13 protein-coding genes are annotated in these 15,420 nt (G+C 68.8%); 8 read left to right on the top strand and 5 right to left on the bottom strand.

Annotation, left to right across the window (positions count from 1 at the left end):
- Positions 1-532: 532 nt before the first annotated feature.
- Positions 533-1,468, bottom strand: a complete 936-nt coding sequence (locus WME95_RS05645; protein WP_437907409.1) for a helix-turn-helix domain-containing protein — start codon at positions 1,466-1,468, stop codon at positions 533-535.
- A gap of 279 nt (positions 1,469-1,747) precedes the next feature.
- Between WME95_RS05645 and WME95_RS05640 the strand changes: the two genes are divergently transcribed.
- Positions 1,748-2,911 (top strand): DUF418 domain-containing protein, encoded by a 1,164-nt coding sequence (locus tag WME95_RS05640; RefSeq protein WP_437907408.1) that lies wholly within the window; start codon positions 1,748-1,750, stop codon positions 2,909-2,911.
- A gap of 241 nt (positions 2,912-3,152) precedes the next feature.
- Here the strand turns inward: WME95_RS05640 and WME95_RS05635 are convergent, their stop codons facing one another.
- Entirely contained in the window at positions 3,153-3,860 is a 708-nt protein-coding gene (locus WME95_RS05635; RefSeq protein ID WP_437907407.1) for a helix-turn-helix domain-containing protein, read from the bottom strand.
- 250 nt (positions 3,861-4,110) lie between these two features.
- Between WME95_RS05635 and WME95_RS05630 the strand changes: the two genes are divergently transcribed.
- On the top strand, positions 4,111-5,313 hold the full coding sequence (locus WME95_RS05630) for a cytochrome P450 (RefSeq protein ID WP_437910952.1): 1,203 nt from the start codon (positions 4,111-4,113) through the stop codon (positions 5,311-5,313).
- Positions 5,314-5,643: 330 nt separating this feature from the next.
- Here WME95_RS05630 and WME95_RS05625 read toward each other — a convergent pair whose 3' ends face one another.
- Positions 5,644-7,905, bottom strand: a complete 2,262-nt coding sequence (locus WME95_RS05625) for an SdrD B-like domain-containing protein (RefSeq protein WP_437907406.1) — start codon at positions 7,903-7,905, stop codon at positions 5,644-5,646.
- A 1,128-nt stretch (positions 7,906-9,033) separates the two neighbouring features.
- Here WME95_RS05625 and WME95_RS05620 point away from each other — a divergent pair.
- Positions 9,034-9,492, top strand: a complete 459-nt coding sequence (locus WME95_RS05620; RefSeq protein ID WP_437907405.1) for a hypothetical protein — start codon at positions 9,034-9,036, stop codon at positions 9,490-9,492.
- Positions 9,493-9,649: 157 nt separating this feature from the next.
- Here the strand turns inward: WME95_RS05620 and WME95_RS05615 are convergent, their stop codons facing one another.
- Complete coding sequence (locus WME95_RS05615; RefSeq protein WP_437907404.1) at positions 9,650-10,225, bottom strand: exonuclease domain-containing protein; 576 nt, start codon at positions 10,223-10,225, stop codon at positions 9,650-9,652.
- Between the two features lie 47 nt (positions 10,226-10,272).
- Between WME95_RS05615 and WME95_RS05610 the strand changes: the two genes are divergently transcribed.
- From WME95_RS05610 to WME95_RS05595, 4 genes are all read left to right on the top strand, one after another.
- Positions 10,273-11,280, top strand: coding sequence for a hypothetical protein (locus tag WME95_RS05610; protein ID WP_437907403.1), 1,008 nt, complete (start codon positions 10,273-10,275; stop codon positions 11,278-11,280).
- Positions 11,281-11,473: 193 nt separating this feature from the next.
- The gene (locus tag WME95_RS05605) at positions 11,474-12,307 is read left to right on the top strand and encodes a hypothetical protein (protein WP_437907402.1); all 834 of its coding nucleotides are present in this window, start codon (positions 11,474-11,476) and stop codon (positions 12,305-12,307) included.
- A gap of 133 nt (positions 12,308-12,440) precedes the next feature.
- Complete coding sequence (locus tag WME95_RS05600) at positions 12,441-12,773, top strand: hypothetical protein (RefSeq protein WP_437907401.1); 333 nt, start codon at positions 12,441-12,443, stop codon at positions 12,771-12,773.
- Between the two features lie 62 nt (positions 12,774-12,835).
- Positions 12,836-12,967: a hypothetical protein gene (locus WME95_RS05595; protein WP_437907400.1), complete on the top strand. Its 132-nt coding sequence runs from the start codon at positions 12,836-12,838 to the stop codon at positions 12,965-12,967.
- A 40-nt stretch (positions 12,968-13,007) separates the two neighbouring features.
- Here the strand turns inward: WME95_RS05595 and WME95_RS05590 are convergent, their stop codons facing one another.
- Positions 13,008-14,192, bottom strand: a complete 1,185-nt coding sequence (locus WME95_RS05590) for an FAD-dependent monooxygenase (RefSeq protein ID WP_437907399.1) — start codon at positions 14,190-14,192, stop codon at positions 13,008-13,010.
- A gap of 205 nt (positions 14,193-14,397) precedes the next feature.
- Between WME95_RS05590 and WME95_RS05585 the strand changes: the two genes are divergently transcribed.
- The gene (locus tag WME95_RS05585; RefSeq protein ID WP_437907398.1) at positions 14,398-15,357 is read left to right on the top strand and encodes a TetR/AcrR family transcriptional regulator C-terminal domain-containing protein; all 960 of its coding nucleotides are present in this window, start codon (positions 14,398-14,400) and stop codon (positions 15,355-15,357) included.
- Positions 15,358-15,420: the final 63 nt, after the last annotated feature.

Here is a 15,420-nt window from a genome sequence, read left to right as displayed (position 1 = left end):
ACGGCTGTCGAAAGCCACCATCTCCCCCGCCCGCCTCTCCGCTTCAAAAGACTCATTCCCGGGTTCTGAAACCCCTGGAAGTGTAGTATTCGCCGCTCATAGCGATTCGATCTCGGGCGATGCGCGCAGCGGGCTTCGCCCTCGCGCCGGCCCGCTCCGCGCTCCCCTTCGCCGCTCCCGCGTCGGCGGACGACGAGCTCTCCATCAACATCGGTGGCTCCGTCCAGTCCGACCTGCGCTTCCGCCTCGAGCGCAGGGCTTCGGCGAGTATTACGACCGCGTCGAGTTGCCCAAGGGCCCCGAGCGTAACTGGGACACACTCTCGGTCAAGGCCGACGCCTCCTACGGCCGCTTTAACACCACTGTGTCACAGCCGGAGGGACTGGAGCCTGGGGACATCGGCGTGTCGACGGTGGCAGCTGGGGCACCGGGGCAGCCAGCGGGTCAGCACGCGGGCGATGGCGAGACGACAGGCAGCGTGGCTGTACGGTGGGACCGGTGATGCCGCAAGGGCTCGCCCTGCGCGGCGGTTCTACCGGGGGTGGCTGAGGGCCTCGCGCTGCGCCGCGGTGAGCCGGTCGAGCCTGGCGGTGATGGTGAAGCTGCCAGGCCCGACGCGCTGGAGGGCGACCGGATCGGTCACGTCCGGGTGTTGCTCGGCGTCGCGCAGGGCGCTCGCGACGCGGTCCGTGGACCAGCCCAGCGCGGTGGCCAGTTGCTGGACGGTGAGCGGCGCGCTCGCGTGCACGAGCGCGGCGAGCACCGTCAGCGCGTCACCGACGGCGCCTGCCGTAGGGCCGCCGGCCATGTCGTCGCTGAGGCGCGCGAAGAATCGGCCCATCTGGTCCAACCGGGCGCCGGCGGGGGTGGCAGCCCTGAAGATCTCGACTCCCTCACGGGCGGCATCCGCCCACATCGCGTTCGCGCGAGCGCTCGACATCCACGACCGGACCCAGACATCGTCGTCGAAAACGTAGCGCTCGCCCCGCCGCGGGCCGCGCTCGCGCCGGACCAGCTCGAGCCCTTCCAGATAACCGATGGCCTTGGACACCGACGCGGGGCTCACCCGCAATCGCACGACCAGCTCGACGGCAGTCAGGGCGCCCGCGTCGGTGGTGAACAGGGAGGCGAGCACCCGGGCCGCCATCCGTGGAAGCCCTGTCTGGACCATCAGCGTCGAGAAGCGCTCGATATACCCGCGCACCGCCTCGGGGTTCCGCCCGTCGGCGCCGGCGGCGCCCCGTTGCTCCGGGGACGGGGCCGGCCTGCGCCGGCGGGCGCGCCGCCCGGTGGCCTCGTGGGCGTGCTCCGCCCGGTAACCGGCGGGCCCGCCGTTGCGGGCCACCTCCCGGCTGATGGTCGACGTCGGCCTGCCCAGCCGCCTGGCGATCTCGGCGTACCCGAGCCCCTCGGCCAGCCCTGACGCGATGTCCCGGCGCTCCTGGTTGCTCAACCGGCCTCCCGGCATCCTCGCCCGCCTCCTGTGGGTCGATGGTCCAGCCCAGTGTGCGTTCACCCTCAGTACATTGCAACGCCGATCGCCCGATCGTTGCATTCATCGACAAGGCCATTGCAATATTCACCATGAATTCGCTGCGCAACGCGACAAGTCCATGGGTCGTCCATTGACGATCAATGAAACGCGACGTAGCGTTCGCGACTGTTCAAAGGGCCACGGCGAGGTGCCGGCGTGTTCTGCCCGCTTCCCGGGGCGGCGCAGCCGGGCTCCGGCCTGTGGGTGACATTCATGGACCTTGCCATCAACACCCAGGCTCCCACCGACGTGACCAGTCGGTCGCTGGCGCCGGACATCGCCCGTGGCTTCATGCTGCTGCTGGTCGCCCTGTCCCACGCGCCGACGTTCGTCAGCCGCTGGGATCTCGGGCCGGCCGCGCTCAACACGATCGCCGCGTTCATCCGATCCCTCGTCGCCGAGAACCAGGCGCGCGTCATGTTCGTGTTCCTCTTCGGCTACGCGCTGGGACAGCTGACCGAGCGGTGGCGCGCGCGGGGCAGCGACTGGGCCTCGATCCGCAAGCTGCTGCGGCGCCGGAGTCTCTGGCTGATCGTCATCGGCTTCGCGCACTCGACCCTGCTCGTGCCGTTTGACATCATCGCGGTCTACGGCCTGACGCTGCTCCTGCTCGCGCCGCTGGTCCGGGCCCGGGACTCGGTCCTGTGCTGGACCAGCGCCCTCATGCTCGTCCCCGCGACGCTGCTGCTCTCATGGCAGAGCGTGACAGCGCAGAGCGCCGCTGCCATGGGCGCGCCCATGACCATGGCGCAGCTCATGGCCCCCGATTACTGTGCTCACGTCCTCGCGAGCGTCCCGTTCTGGCCGCTGAAGACGGCTGTCTCCACCATCGTGGTGGTGCCGGACATGCTGCTGGGCATCTGGGCCGCCAGGCGCCGGATGCTCGACGAACCGGAGCGCCATGCGTGGTTCCTGCTGCGCGCCACCGCGATCTTGATGGCCGTGTCCGTCATCGGCAGGCTTCCCATGGCCCTGCAGCTGGCGGGCGTGTGGACGACATCGAACCGCTGGACGGTCGCCGGCGCGCACGCCCTGACCGGATACGCCGGCGGTCTCGGCATGGCCGCCGCCTCTGGGCTCGTCGCGATCAGGCTCGGACGTGACCATGGACGCCTCACCGCGGCCCTCGCCGCGCTGGGCCAGCGGTCGATGACGTTCTACCTGTTCCAGTCGGTGGTGTGGGTGGCGCTATTCTACCCGTTCACGCTCGACCTGAGGGACGACATGAGCTTCGCCGCCAGCTGCGCGGTCGCCGTCGCCCTGTGGATCGCCTCGATCCTGCTGGCCGACTGGATGCGCCGCACAGGCTACCGCGGCCCGGCGGAGGCGCTGCTGCGACGGCTGTCCTACGGCCGCACCGGGCCTGTCAGCGCGTGATCGAGCCCCAAGACGGCGCATGCCGCCTTCTTCCTCTTGTTCGTCAGCTTGCACATTGGCGCAAATGGAATCACATCACACTTCGCCACGATCAACGCAGATACATTCAAATGCACTCCCATAGAGGAACAGTATCTCAAGCTCGGGAGCGAGCTGACCTCAATCCAACGCCGCCGACGTTCTAGCGAGGATTCGGTACGTACCGCTCCTCGACCCGCTCCTTCCGGTCTTGAGGCGCGACTCAGGCGCCGAAGACTTCGCGCGCCCGGCGTTCGGCCGAGTCGGCCAGGTCCTGCGAGATCAGGAGCAGGAAGGTGCTCACCTTGTCCAGTCGGGCACCCGCGGGCGTGGTGCGACCGAGGATTCCGGCCCCCTGGCGGCTGAGCTCGGCCAGCAGCTCATTGGAGCGGACACTGGCGAGACAGGAACGGTACCCGACCTTTCTCTCTAATGTGTACCTCTGCTTGCCCCGGGCTCCGCGTTCGCGGACGATCAGGCCCTGCTCCTCGGCCCATCGGGTGGCTGTGGAGACGGCGGCCGGGCTGACATGGAGCCGCCGCACCAGCTCGGCGGACGTGAGATCGCCGGAGTCGGTGGTGAACAGGCACGACAGGATCCTCGCCACCATGCGCGGGCATCTGGTGGCGATCATCAGCTCAGCGAGTTGCTGCTCGAACGCGAACACCGCCTTGGGGTCGCGTCCGTAGGCGGCGGCGGTGGCCGGAGTCGCGGGGAGCGGTATCGGCTTGCGGCGGCGGGCACGCAGCCGCGTCAGCTGGTGCGCATGGTCGGCGCGGTAGTCCTCGGGCCCGCCGTTACGGGCCACCTCTCGGGTGATCGTTGACTTGGGACGGTTCAGCCGCCGGGCGATCTCGGTATACGTCAGGCCCTCGGTGAGCCACGCGGCGATGCGCCGACGATCCTCCTGGGTGAGTCGGTCTCCTGGCACGGCGGGCGCCTCCAATGTGGTGCGAGCGTCGAGCAGTATGCATTCGTTGGCATGTCATTGCAACCGTTGGATGGTCCGCGTTGCATTCGTCTCCATGCTCATTGCAACACGCCCCCAATAGTTGCACAATTTTGCTGAATTTTGGCCCAACAATCTTGACGATTTTACGAATGCAACGTAGCCTTTGATTCCTCGCTAACGCTTCGCTGTTTCAACACGACGCAATTCGGCGAAGAAGAGAGGAATGAACATGACGGAACCCGTACACACCGTCGGCCTGCTGCCGGCGGCGCGTGAGCCTGGCTGTCCCTTCGACCCGCCGAAGGAGCTGCGTCAGGCGCGTGAGCGCGGCCCCATCAGCCGGTACCCCTTCCCCGGCGGATACGAGGGTTGGCTGATCACCGGCTACGACCTGGTCCGGTCGGTGCTGGCCGACTCACGCTTCAGCTCCCGCAAGGAGCTCATGCGCCACCCGTTGATCGACCTGGGCGACATGAAAATCCCTCCGGCGCCGCCCGGCGAGTTCCTCCTGATGGACGAGCCGGAGCACGGCCGCTACCGGAAGCTGCTGACGGGCAAGTTCACCGTCCGGCGGATGCAACGGCTCACCGAGCGCGTCGAGCAGGTCACCGCCGAACACCTGGATGCCATGGGAAAGGCCGGCCCGCCGGTGGACCTGGTGACCGCGTTCGCCAAGCCCATCCCCACGATCATGATCTGCGATCTACTCGGGGTGCCGTACGAGACCCGAGACTCTTTCCAGGAGCATGTCGACGCGATCGTCTCCGGGGTGAGCAAGCAGGACCAGCTGGCCGGCTACGTCGCGACCCAGCAGTACATCGCACAGTTGGTGGCGGCCAAGCGCGCCAATCCCACCGACGACGTGCTCAGCGACCTCACCGACACCGACCTGACCGACGAAGAACTGATGGGTGTCGGCCTCCTGCTGCTGGCAGCCGGGCTCGACACCACCGCGAACATGCTGGCGCTGGGCACCTTCGCCCTGCTGAGCAATCCCGCGCAGTGGGCCACGCTGCGTGCTCGCCCCGAGATCGCCGACCAGGCCGTGGAGGAACTGCTGCGGTACCTGTCTGTCGCCAAGACCTTCCAGCGGACGGCGCTGGAGGACGTCGAGCTGGGCGGCCAGACCATCAAGGCCGGCGCGACGGTCATCCTGTCGTACCACACCGCCAACCGCGACCCGGAGCGCTTCGCCGATCCCGACACGCTCGACATCCAGCGGCAGGCCATCGGGCACCTGGCCTTCGGCCACGGCATCCACGTGTGCCTTGGCCAGCAACTGGCCCGTATCGAGATGCGGGTCGCCTTGCCCGCGCTGGTAAAGCGCTTCCCGACCCTCCGCCTGGACGTAGCGGCCGAGGACGTCGACCTGCGCCCCGAAACCGCGGACATCTTCGGCGTGAAGAGCCTCCCGGTCACCTGGAACGCGTGACCCATGAGAGTCACTGGGCCACATGCCCCGTTACCGGTGGCGGCCAGGCTCCCGCAGGCTGTGCAGCGAACGCGGCCTCCTCGATGCGTGGGAATGCACCCGCTGCCGTTCAAGATCGCCAGAGCATCCGAGCGATGAGGCTGCCGATCGCGGACCAGGACGCTCGGTAAGGAGGAGCTCGGGGGAGGGAGCGGCGCAGGAGGGGAAGCGGCCGAGGAGAGGGGGAAGGGCCAGCGCAGGTCGCGCTCGATGCGGTTCGCTCGGGGCGGGCGCTGGCCTTGGGGAGGTCTCGTCGTGCCGGCCGATCACCGGCTATCGGCCGAGCGTCGGTCAGTCACGGTGCGGCGCGCAGAGGAGGCCGTTGTTGTAGTTGTCGAGCTTCGTGGCGAGCGGCTCGCCGGTCGACCAGGGCGAGCTCTTGCCGCCCTCCTTCACGTTGCTGGCGAGCGGGTACTTCTTGAGCCAGGCGTCGGCCGCGGCGATGGTGTCCTCGATGCAGCTCGACTGGTTGCCGATACCGACGTTGAGCTTGGCGACGATGAGGTGCTTCGCGATGATGTACGTGACGTCACCCTTGGTCGGACGGCTGATGATGTCGAGGAGCTGGGACTTCGTGTACGTCTTGCCGCCGATGGTCAGCTGCGAGACCTTCCAGGCGCCCTCGTGGTTCTTCCAGTAGCCGGGGGTGCCGGTGCCGGGGGAGGCGCACTGGCAGGCGCCGCAGTCGGCCGCGCAGCTCGAGCAGTCCTCGGAGCCGGCCTTGCAGACGCCGTCGCCGCAGACCGGCGGGCACTCGCCGCAGTCGGCCGCGCAGCTCGAGCAGGTCTCACCGGCCTCGCAGACGCCGCTGCCGCAGACCGGCGGGCAGATGCCGACGTCGCTCGGGCACTCGAGGCAGTTCTCGCCGGCCTCGATGACGCCGTTGCCGCAGACCGCGGGGCAAGCACCGCAGTCGCCGGTGCAGGTCGAGCAGTCCTCGCCGTTCTCGCAGACGTTGTTGCCGCAGACCGCGGGGCAGGCGCCGCAGTCGTCCGAGCAGCTGCCGCAGTCCTCGCCGGCCTCGCAGGTGCCGTTGCCGCAGACCGGCGGGCAGGTGCCGCAGTCGTCCGAGCAGCTGCCGCAGCTCTCGCTGCCGTTGCAGGTGCCGTCGCCGCAGGCGGGCGGGCAGACGTCGCAGTCGGCGCTGCAGCTGCCGCAGTCCTCGCCGGCCTCGCAGGTGCCGTTGCCGCACTGGGGCGGGCAGACGCCGCAGTCGACGGCGCAGGTGGAACAGCTCTCGTCGCCGCCGCAAACGCCGTTGCCGCAGGAGAGCTGGTAGCCGAAGTCCGCGTCGAGCAGGTCCTGTGCCCAGCCGAGCGAGACAACGCCCACGTTGTCGAGCCCGCCGTCGGGGTCGGCCGTCGGCTCCTGTCCGGCGAGCGGACCGCTCGTCATGAAGTTGTCGGGCGTGATGACCACCGAGTAGGTGCCCGCCGGGAGCGTGTCGAAGAGGTAGAAGCCGGGCTGGCCGGTGTAGGGGCTCGTGCCGGTGATGGTGAAGTCGACGAGCTGGGCCCCCTGGAACAGCTCGACACGGACGCCGTTGACGCCGAGCTCGCCGGTCTCCGGCTCGTAGAGCCCGTCGGCGTCGCTGTCGAGCCACACCGTGTCGCCGATCGACGAGTACGTCACGTAGCCGAAGTCGGCGTTGGCCACGTTCTCACCCACGCCGAGGGACACGCCGAGCGGCTCGTCATCGCTGGTCAGGATATGGCCGAGCGGGAGCGTCGTGTCGTCGACGTCGACGACGTAACAGCCCGCATTGAGCTCGGTGAAGCGGTAGACGCCGTTTGCGCCGGTCACCGCCGTCTGGAGCATGGCGCCGTCGGCGACGCCGTCGCAGTTCGCGTCGCCGAAGAGGTCGACGACGACGCCGGAGATGCCGAGCTCGGAGGCGTCCTCGATGCCGTCCGCGTTGGCGTCGAACCACACCTTGTCGCCGATCGAGCCCTTCGGCACCGTGTAACAGACCTCGAGGAGAGGGCGGTAACCCATTTCGGTGTGGGCGCTGCCCTTGTACGACGTCTTGCCGCTGGCGCCCTCCTCGAGGAGGATCCCGTAGCTCGGCGCCGTCCCGCTCACCCACTGCTGCACCATCGCGGTGAGGTCGACGGTGGTCCACCCGGTGACGTTGGGCACGAACGTGGTGAACGCGGCGGGGTCCATGCCGCCGAAGTTGTTCCACGTGACGAGCGACTCGCTCCAGGGGGCGAGCACCTGGTGGACGTACACGGTCTTCGCGGTGCTCGTGTACGTCAGGGCGTAGAACTTGGCCGACGTGACGAGAGAGCCGGCGGGGATGGGGCTGAGATCGAAGCGGAACAGGGCGCGCTTCTCTCCGACCGAGCTGGAGTACCCGGTGTTGACCTCGAACGGGGACGGGACATGGTAGCTCGGGGCGAGGCTCCAGATCTCCGCGTTGTAGATGTCGCCCAGGACACCCCGCTTGATCACGGTGCACGTGGGAGACGGAGCGGTCGTGTTGGCGAGGCTGGTGGCGGTGATGAACAGCGTGGCGAGCGCGGCGGAAGATGCGATTGCGATCTGCTTCATTGGTAGCTCCTCGAGGTCCTCACGGGTGAACCATTGCTGGAGCGTCATCCGAATAGCAGGCGCCATGACACACGGGTCAGGCGAGGTCGGTTTCGCGGGCTCCGGTCGGAATGAGCCCCCGCGTGCTGATCAGGATCGGATCAAGTACGCGGGTGCTCGTGCTTCGATCGGAGGGCGGATGCGCAAGGTGACAGTGTTCAAGATAGCAACTCGACTACGAAGGTGTCCAGATCTTTTTGAAGACAGACCAGAAAAATATATCGAGTTGCGCAGTGACAATTTTGGGTCGTGTGGTGACGTTTTTCGGCGTCTCGCGTCGTCTCGAGATCTGTGGGGAGGAACGCAGAGACGAGCGTGGTCTGTCGCATCGATGTCTCATCGACATCGATGGCCAGTGCGCAGCTCGCGGTCCGCGGGTCGCGGCGTGCCCCGGGCGGCGCGTGCGGCGGCGGCACGCTTTCACGCTCAGCACGCTCAGCCGGATCAGCAGCCCTCGCCGACCCTTCGCGGAGGCCGAGGGACGAACAGGATCGGATCAGGTACGCGGGAGTGTCTGACGAGATTTGATGCAGAATGCGCACGGGACCATTTTTCAAGATACCGAGTCTTCGCTTCGCCTGTCTAGATCCTTTTTTCGCCGCGTGAGCTTTTTCTTTTTATCTGGCTCTTGGTCTCGCGTGCGGGCTCGTGTTCTCGCGTGCGGGCTCGCGTGCGGGTGGGTGTCAGGCGGCGGGCGCAGCTCATCGCGCACCGTTCATCACATGCCCGCAAGCTGCTGCGCGCTGCCGCTGCTGTGGGGCGAACTTGATGGTCCGCCGCCGCTGGTACGGCTGCACACCAAAGCCGGCTCACCGAGGCGCCCGGCCCAGGATGGTGGGCCCGGCCACGCGCTTCCCGCTGCCCGAGACGCTGAGCGGGACCCGGCCGAGCGGGCGCTGCTGGCGGCCGATTGGCGCGACGCCGGGCGGCCATCGAGCGGCTGGAGCGGCTGGAGAGGGACGGGCTGCTAGCGTAGGCGTAACCGCGTCCGCCGGGTCCGGCGAGCGCCGAATAATCGGCATGGGCTTGACGACCATCCCCCCGGCGGAACGACAATACGCCACAATGATAACGGTCCGTCCTCCTCCGATGACGGCCGAGCTACTCGAGCGCACGGACGGGTACGTGGTCGCGGTGTGGCGGCGGCTCATGCTGCTGATCTGGCGGGGCAAGGCCACCGCGGTCGGGATCGATCGCTCGCGAGAGCTCTTCGCTCGCTGGTCGGCGGGCCAGCCGGGCGGCGCGGCCTTCGTCGTTGTCCTCCCCCTTCAGGGCACCCTACCGCCGGACGAGGAGAGCCGGGCCGCGATGCGGCGGGCGGCGAGCTCCCCTTCCCGGAACCTCAGGGGCACGGCCACGCTCGTCGAGTCGGAGGGGTTCATCGCCGCCTCGGTCCGCTCCATCATGATGCTGCTGCAGACGGGGCGGGCGCCGAACGTCTTCCGGACGACCGGCGAGCTCGCGACCTGGGCGGCGACGCTCCTGAAGGACCCCAACCTCACCTCCGCCGGCATCGCGGAGGCGATCCGCATGGCGCGCGAGGGGTGAGCCAGCCCGCGCGCGGGCGGTTCTCCGGCCTCGCGCGCCACGTCCTCTCCCGTGTGCGGGTCCCGCTCGACCAGCGACCCCGGCTCAGCCCCTGCTGGTCCGGGTCCAGGGGCGGACAGCCCCTGGTCGGGTCTGGAGCGAAGCCCCAGCGAGGCGCTCACCCCGCGGGCCCTGCCTCCGGGATGGGCGCGCGGCCAATCGCGTAAGGCAGGATACGCGCGATGTTGCGCGCGTCGTCGATCCCGCGGTGGTGTGTCCCGTGGAGCGGGAGTCCGAGCCGCTCGAGCGCGCTCGCCATGCCGTAGCGCTGGGTCACCCCGAGCGCCGCGGAGAAGCGCTTCTTGATGTTCATGTGCCCCTGCAGCGGCAGGGGCACGCCCCAGCGGGCCGCGTCGATCTCGAACTGCTTGCGGTCGTAATCGCCCCACGAGCAGAAGAGCGCCTCCCGCTGGCCGACGAAGCGCCCGAGCGCCGCGATGGCTTCGGGGAACGTGGGCGCGGCGTCGACGTCTGCTTGCGTGATCGTGGTGAGCTTCGTGCAGAACTCCGTGAGCTTCGGCCGGATGACCGGGCGCACGAAGGTGGCGAGCTCGCTCACGGGCTCGAGCGTCGCGCCGTCCACGAGGACCGCGCCGATCTCGATGATCTCCATGATGCGCTCGGGGATGCGACCCTCCTCGTCGCACGTCGCCTCCAGATCGATCACCAGGAAAAACGCAGGTTCCTTTCCCATGTCCGTCCTCCTCTCTGCTGAAGCTTGATAAGATCCGCGCGAAGAAAATGCCCGGACACGAAACCGGACAGGCCGCTCCCGCGGGCTTTTCCTGGGAGGATTACGTCGCCTGGCTCGTCGCGCAGCACGGCTCCTTGACCGCGGTCGCCGAGCGGCTCTCCTCCCTGCGTGGCTACGAGGACGACGTGACCTCGATCGAGCGCGCCCTGCGCCGGCTGCGGACGCGCGGCCAGCGGGACGGCGGGACGTGGGGGGCGCGCGCGCTCGCGGCCTTCGGCTTGCCGGACGCGCTCACCGAGCGCGCCCGCTGGATGGGCGCCTATCACTCGCGGTTCACCGACCTGCCCCTGCCCCTCGCCCAGGACCTCTTGCGCCTCTGGGATCGACCGCCGGTGAGCGAGGATCCGACCTCCCACGTCTTCCTCGCCCTCGCCCACGCCACCTGCGTGCTGCGCGGCGACGACCGCGAGGCCGGAAAGACGCACCTCGCCCGCATCCGGCCGCTGCTCGGAAAGGCCCCGCCCGAGGCGCGGGTGGAGGCCCTGCTCACAGAGGCCTTCGTGGCGAGCCGCGATGACGTCGCGCGCGTGCCTGGCCTGCTCGACGAGATCGAGCCGCTCTTCGAGCTGCCGATGCCCACCTGCGACCGAGCCTGCCTGTTCGCGCGGTGGATCGATCAACGCGCCTTCGAGCGGAACCGCTCCTGGGGCGGCAAGCAGCCGGATCCGGCGGCCGCGGAGGCGCTGTACCGGCGCATCCCGGAGGACGGCCCGGCCTTCGCGCGGTCGCGGCGGGCAAACGGGCTGGCGTATGCGCGGTGGAAGCAGGGGTTTCCCGAGGAAGGCGCGGCGCTCGCGCGCGAGGCGTGCCGGCACGCGGGGGACGGCGGGCACCTGCGGATGCGCGCGATGGCGCTGAACATGCTGGCGCGGATCGTGGGCGGCGACGAGGGCGCGGAGGCGAGGCGGCGAGCGATGGCGATCGCGAACGAGCTCGAGGACGAGGTGCTCAGGCTGCGGTTCGAGCGGCGGGCGGAAGCGGGAAACAAGCGCTGAGGCGGATCAAGCCGCCTTCTCGACCTCCTCCTTTTCCTTCCGGGAGACGGGCCGCACCCCGGCGAGGGAAGCGTCGGAATCGTGCCAGATGGCCCGCGACGCCCGGACGGCGCGCTCGTGCTCTCCGAGAGGCCTTTACGCAGGGCGCGACTTCGCCGATCCTGGTGGAATGAATTTACGTCTTGTTTCAGCTTTGGCTTTTGCTGTCGCGCTTCATGCATCCGGGTGTTCGGACGCCGGCACCGATCCTGGCGATTCCGGCGCCGGCGGCGGCGGTAACGGGGGCGCGGGCGGGGAGGACGACAACGGTCTCGGTGAGATCGCCGGCGTTGGCGGAGGGACCGGGCTCTCGACCGCGGTGAGCGTGATCATCACGGCCGACAATGCGTACGGCTTCGGCTACGGAACCGGCGACGGGCTCCTGAACTATTTCGGGGGCATCGAGAACACCCTCGCCGGCAAGATCTTCTCCTGTCCCATCGGCAACGGGCCGGAGTCGTACACCGTGCCAGCGGCGTCCGCGAACGCCGGGCATTATCTCTACATCATCACGTACGCCGACAAGTCCACGACACAGGGCGTGATCGGCCAGTTCTTCCGCGAGGGGGCCGCTCCCGTCTTCACCGGCAACGGCGCGTGGGAGGTCTGCGCGACGGGCGAGGACTACGACCTCGGCTCGAACGGGCCGACGCTGGAGACCATCGACCAGTATATCGCGCGCTGCAACAGCGGTGATCTCGACCCGCAGACGACAAGCGCCGGCTGGGTGACCACCGAGGCGTCCGCGCACGGCCATGTGGCGTTCGGAGAGACGAACGACACGGAGCGCTCGGTCCCGGAGCCCGGCAATGAGTTCTCCATCGTCTGCGACATCGACGAGGCGGCTCGCTGGATGTGGTACGAGTGGGATCCGGACCGCAGCGGCGGCAGCCCCTTCATGTGGCCTGGCAGCAGCAGCGGCAACGTCACCAAGGACTTCTTGATCTTCCGCCTGGGTGCCGAGTTCATCCCCGAGGTCCCGCGCTAGTACTACAGCCGTACCTGCGGCTCATCTGCGGCTGTAGACGGGCAAACGGACTGGAATTTTTCGACGATTTTGATGCCTTCAGCCGCACCTCGGACCGGCTTCGGTTTCCCAATCGACGGATAGTTGGGCCGCCATGGAAGACAGCGACATCATCACGCTTCAAAACGTAGACCGGGTGCGAAGCATCACGGTCCGCGCCGCCCGGCGCGTTCTCGTGACAGTCGCATCGTCCGGGCTTTTTGTCGCCGCTGCGGCAGCAGGGCTTACTTATGTCCTGCATGGGCCCGAGCGCATAGCCATTGTATGTCTCTGCACTGGCATATTTGTGGTGATTTTCCTGTTTCAGTTCGTTCATTGGGCGCGGCACTACAAGGCTCTCATGCGCCAGCTTGACGACCTGGAGCATCGAATCAACAAGGGCGAGATCATCTACGGGTCGCAGGTGCGATTTCGCTCATACCGTTAGTGGCCTCACGATTCATTCAAGCCGGCGCCGCTTCGCGGCGCGCCCGCAAGGAGCGGCTGATCTTGGTCTTCCACCAGGTGCCGCTCTCGGAGAAGCGAGCGGGGCTCCGCGCCGTCCACGACGCCCTCGTGCCCGGCGGCGAGCTGCACGTCGCCGACTATGGCCAGCCGCCGTCGCGGGACCGAGACTCATGACGCGGTGAGTGCGTCTCCGCCGAGGTGCCTCACGCGCGCGTCAGCACCCCGGGTACGCGGGGAGCACGAGGTCGCTGGCGGCGCTCGTGACCATCTTCTCGAACCAGCGGGCGAGCGGGCGCGAGGTGAGCGCCCGGTACATCGCGTTGCGCAGCGCGAGTTGCACGCGGGTCGGCGGGGCGAAGAACGAGCCGACGTGCTTCGCCCCCTGCTGGCAGCGCCGGGCATATCGACGGATCCGCGCTTCGTAGCGCTGGAACGCGGCGCGATGGTCTCCCTTCGCAACGGCGAGCTCACCCGCGAGCACATACGCGCAGACCACGGCGAGGCCGGTCCCCTGCCCTCCGATGGTGCCGCCGTAGCCGGCGTCGCCCAGGAGCACGACGCGACCCCGCGAAGTGCGATCCATGTCGATCCACCCCACGGCGTCGAAATACAGACTCGGACTCTGCCTCATCGCCTCGAGCAGACGCGGCACCTCCCACCCCATCCCCGCGAACCGCTCGGCGAGGATCGCCTTGTGCTGCGCCACGTCGCGCGGATCGTGGTCGAGCGGCCTGGAGGCGAACATCAGGAGCGCCGTCGCCTCCTCGGGGCGGCGGGCGCTCGCGATGCTGGCGGCCCGCCCCGGCTCGCTGAAGATGAGGCCCTGGTGATCGAGGCCGAGGTGGTTCGGCGCGGCGAACGTCGCCACGTAATGGCCGTGGAAGCGCAGGAACCTCGACTCGTCGCCGAACGCGAGCGCGCGCACGCGGGAGTGCAGCCCGTCGGCGCCCACGACAAGGTCGAAGCGCCTCGGCCGGCCGCGTTCGAACGTGACGTCGACGCCGTCGGGCGTGTCGGTGAGCGAGGCGATGCTGTCGCCGAACACGAACTCGGCCGCGTCCTTCGCGGCCTCGTGGAGGATGCGGCTGAGATCGCCGCGCTCGATCTCCACGTCGCCGCTCGCGAACGCCGCGGGGAGCGTGACGAGGCGCCGGCCGGCCTCGTCCACCATCGCGAGATCCCGCATGTGGGTCTGATGCTGTCGAATCGCGTCGAGCACCCCCATCTCGCCGAGGACGCGCAGGTGCGTCGGCCCGCGGAAGTCCACGGCGTTGCCTCCTGCCCGCAGGGCGGGGGCGCGCTCGACCACGGTGGGGGTGAACCCGCGACGCGAGAGCCAGTAGGCGAGCGCGGGGCCTGCGATGCCTGCGCCGGAGACGAGAACGGTGCCATTCGACATGGGGACCTCGGGGGGAAGCTTGCGTACGACGTACGCAACCGACCGCGTACGGCGTACGCACCAGCATGGCGACGACGGCGGCGCTCGGCACCCCGCGAACGGCGCATTAGCCGAGATTCTAGGCTAGAACAGCTGCGGTCGCGGACTGCGTCCCGGCAACCATCCCGCGCGCTATCAACCGCCCATCTGTGCTAGTACAGTCACCATGGCTCCGGTGAAGCGCGGCACGTCGACGAACCGCCGCAAGTCGGCCGACGGACCGCCCTACCTGCAGATCGCGAACGACTTGCGCGCGCGCATCACGTCCGGGCGCCTCCGTGCGGGCGATCGCGTCCCTTCGACGCGCCAGATCGTTCGCTCCTTCGGCGTCGCGCTCGCCACCGCCACCAAGGCGCTGTCGACCCTGCGCCACGAGGGGCTCATCCGATCGGTCCCGCGCTCGGGCCACGTGGTGGCCGAGGGCGATCGCGCGGCACGTGAGCCGTCCGAGCGAGGCGGCGCCCTGACGCGCGAGCGGATCGTGCAGGTCGCCATCCGGCTCGCCGACGACGAGGGGCTCGACGCCCTCTCCATGCGCGGTGTCGCCGCGAAGCTCGGCGTGCCGACGATGTCGCTTTACCGTTACGTGGAGGGGAAAGAGGCGCTCGTGCTCCTCATGATCGACGCGGTGTTCGGCGAGCACCCGCTGCCGGGGTCGCCTCCTCGCGATCTGCGCGAGGCCCTGAGCCGCGCGTCCCGCGCGCAGTGGGCGCTGTACCGGCGGCACGGATGGCTCGCGCACGTGCTGCCGCTCGCGCGGCCCGTCGCGCTGCGCAACGTGATCGCGCACGCCGAGTGGATCCTGCGTGCCATGGAAGCCCCCGGGATCGACGCGGCGACCCGGCTCGAGGCGCACATGACGCTCTACAGCTACGTTCGCGGCGTCGCCGTGAACCTCGAGTCGGAGCGCGAGGCCGAGGCCACCACGGGGATGACCGAAGCGCAGTGGAACGAATCGCAGGGGGCCGCGTTCCTGGCGATCGCGACGTCGGGGCCGTATCCGAGCTTCGCCAGGCTGCTGAACGAGCTCTCGGGCGGGTACGATTTCAACCTCGATCGCGTGTTCGAGTTCGGCCTCCAGCCGATGATCGACGGCCTCATGAAGACATTGCGACCGCGCGAATGAACGGGCGCGCGGCGCAAAGCGCGCGATGAGCGAGCGGGCCGCCGTCGTGAAGGCGTAGCGCCG

It is taken from the genome of Sorangium sp. So ce327 (genome assembly GCF_051530205.1).
GTDB lineage: Bacteria > Myxococcota_A > Polyangia > Polyangiales > Polyangiaceae > Sorangium > Sorangium cellulosum_B.
The sequence above is the reverse complement of the archived record's forward strand: the minus strand, read 5'-3'. Positions and strand labels throughout refer to the sequence as shown.

Coding starts and splice junctions, on each gene's coding strand:
- WME95_RS05585 (WP_437907398.1), top strand. CDS start 14,398: ATGGCTCCGGTGAAGCGCGGCACGTCGACGAACCGCCGCAAGTCGGCC.
- WME95_RS05630 (WP_437910952.1), top strand. CDS start 4,111: ATGACGGAACCCGTACACACCGTCGGCCTGCTGCCGGCGGCGCGTGAG.
- WME95_RS05590 (WP_437907399.1), bottom strand. CDS start 14,192: ATGTCGAATGGCACCGTTCTCGTCTCCGGCGCAGGCATCGCAGGCCCC.
- WME95_RS05620 (WP_437907405.1), top strand. CDS start 9,034: ATGACGGCCGAGCTACTCGAGCGCACGGACGGGTACGTGGTCGCGGTG.
- WME95_RS05640 (WP_437907408.1), top strand. CDS start 1,748: ATGGACCTTGCCATCAACACCCAGGCTCCCACCGACGTGACCAGTCGG.
- WME95_RS05610 (WP_437907403.1), top strand. CDS start 10,273: ATGCCCGGACACGAAACCGGACAGGCCGCTCCCGCGGGCTTTTCCTGG.
- WME95_RS05625 (WP_437907406.1), bottom strand. CDS start 7,905: ATGAAGCAGATCGCAATCGCATCTTCCGCCGCGCTCGCCACGCTGTTC.
- WME95_RS05615 (WP_437907404.1), bottom strand. CDS start 10,225: ATGGGAAAGGAACCTGCGTTTTTCCTGGTGATCGATCTGGAGGCGACG.
- WME95_RS05645 (WP_437907409.1), bottom strand. CDS start 1,468: ATGCCGGGAGGCCGGTTGAGCAACCAGGAGCGCCGGGACATCGCGTCA.
- WME95_RS05600 (WP_437907401.1), top strand. CDS start 12,441: ATGGAAGACAGCGACATCATCACGCTTCAAAACGTAGACCGGGTGCGA.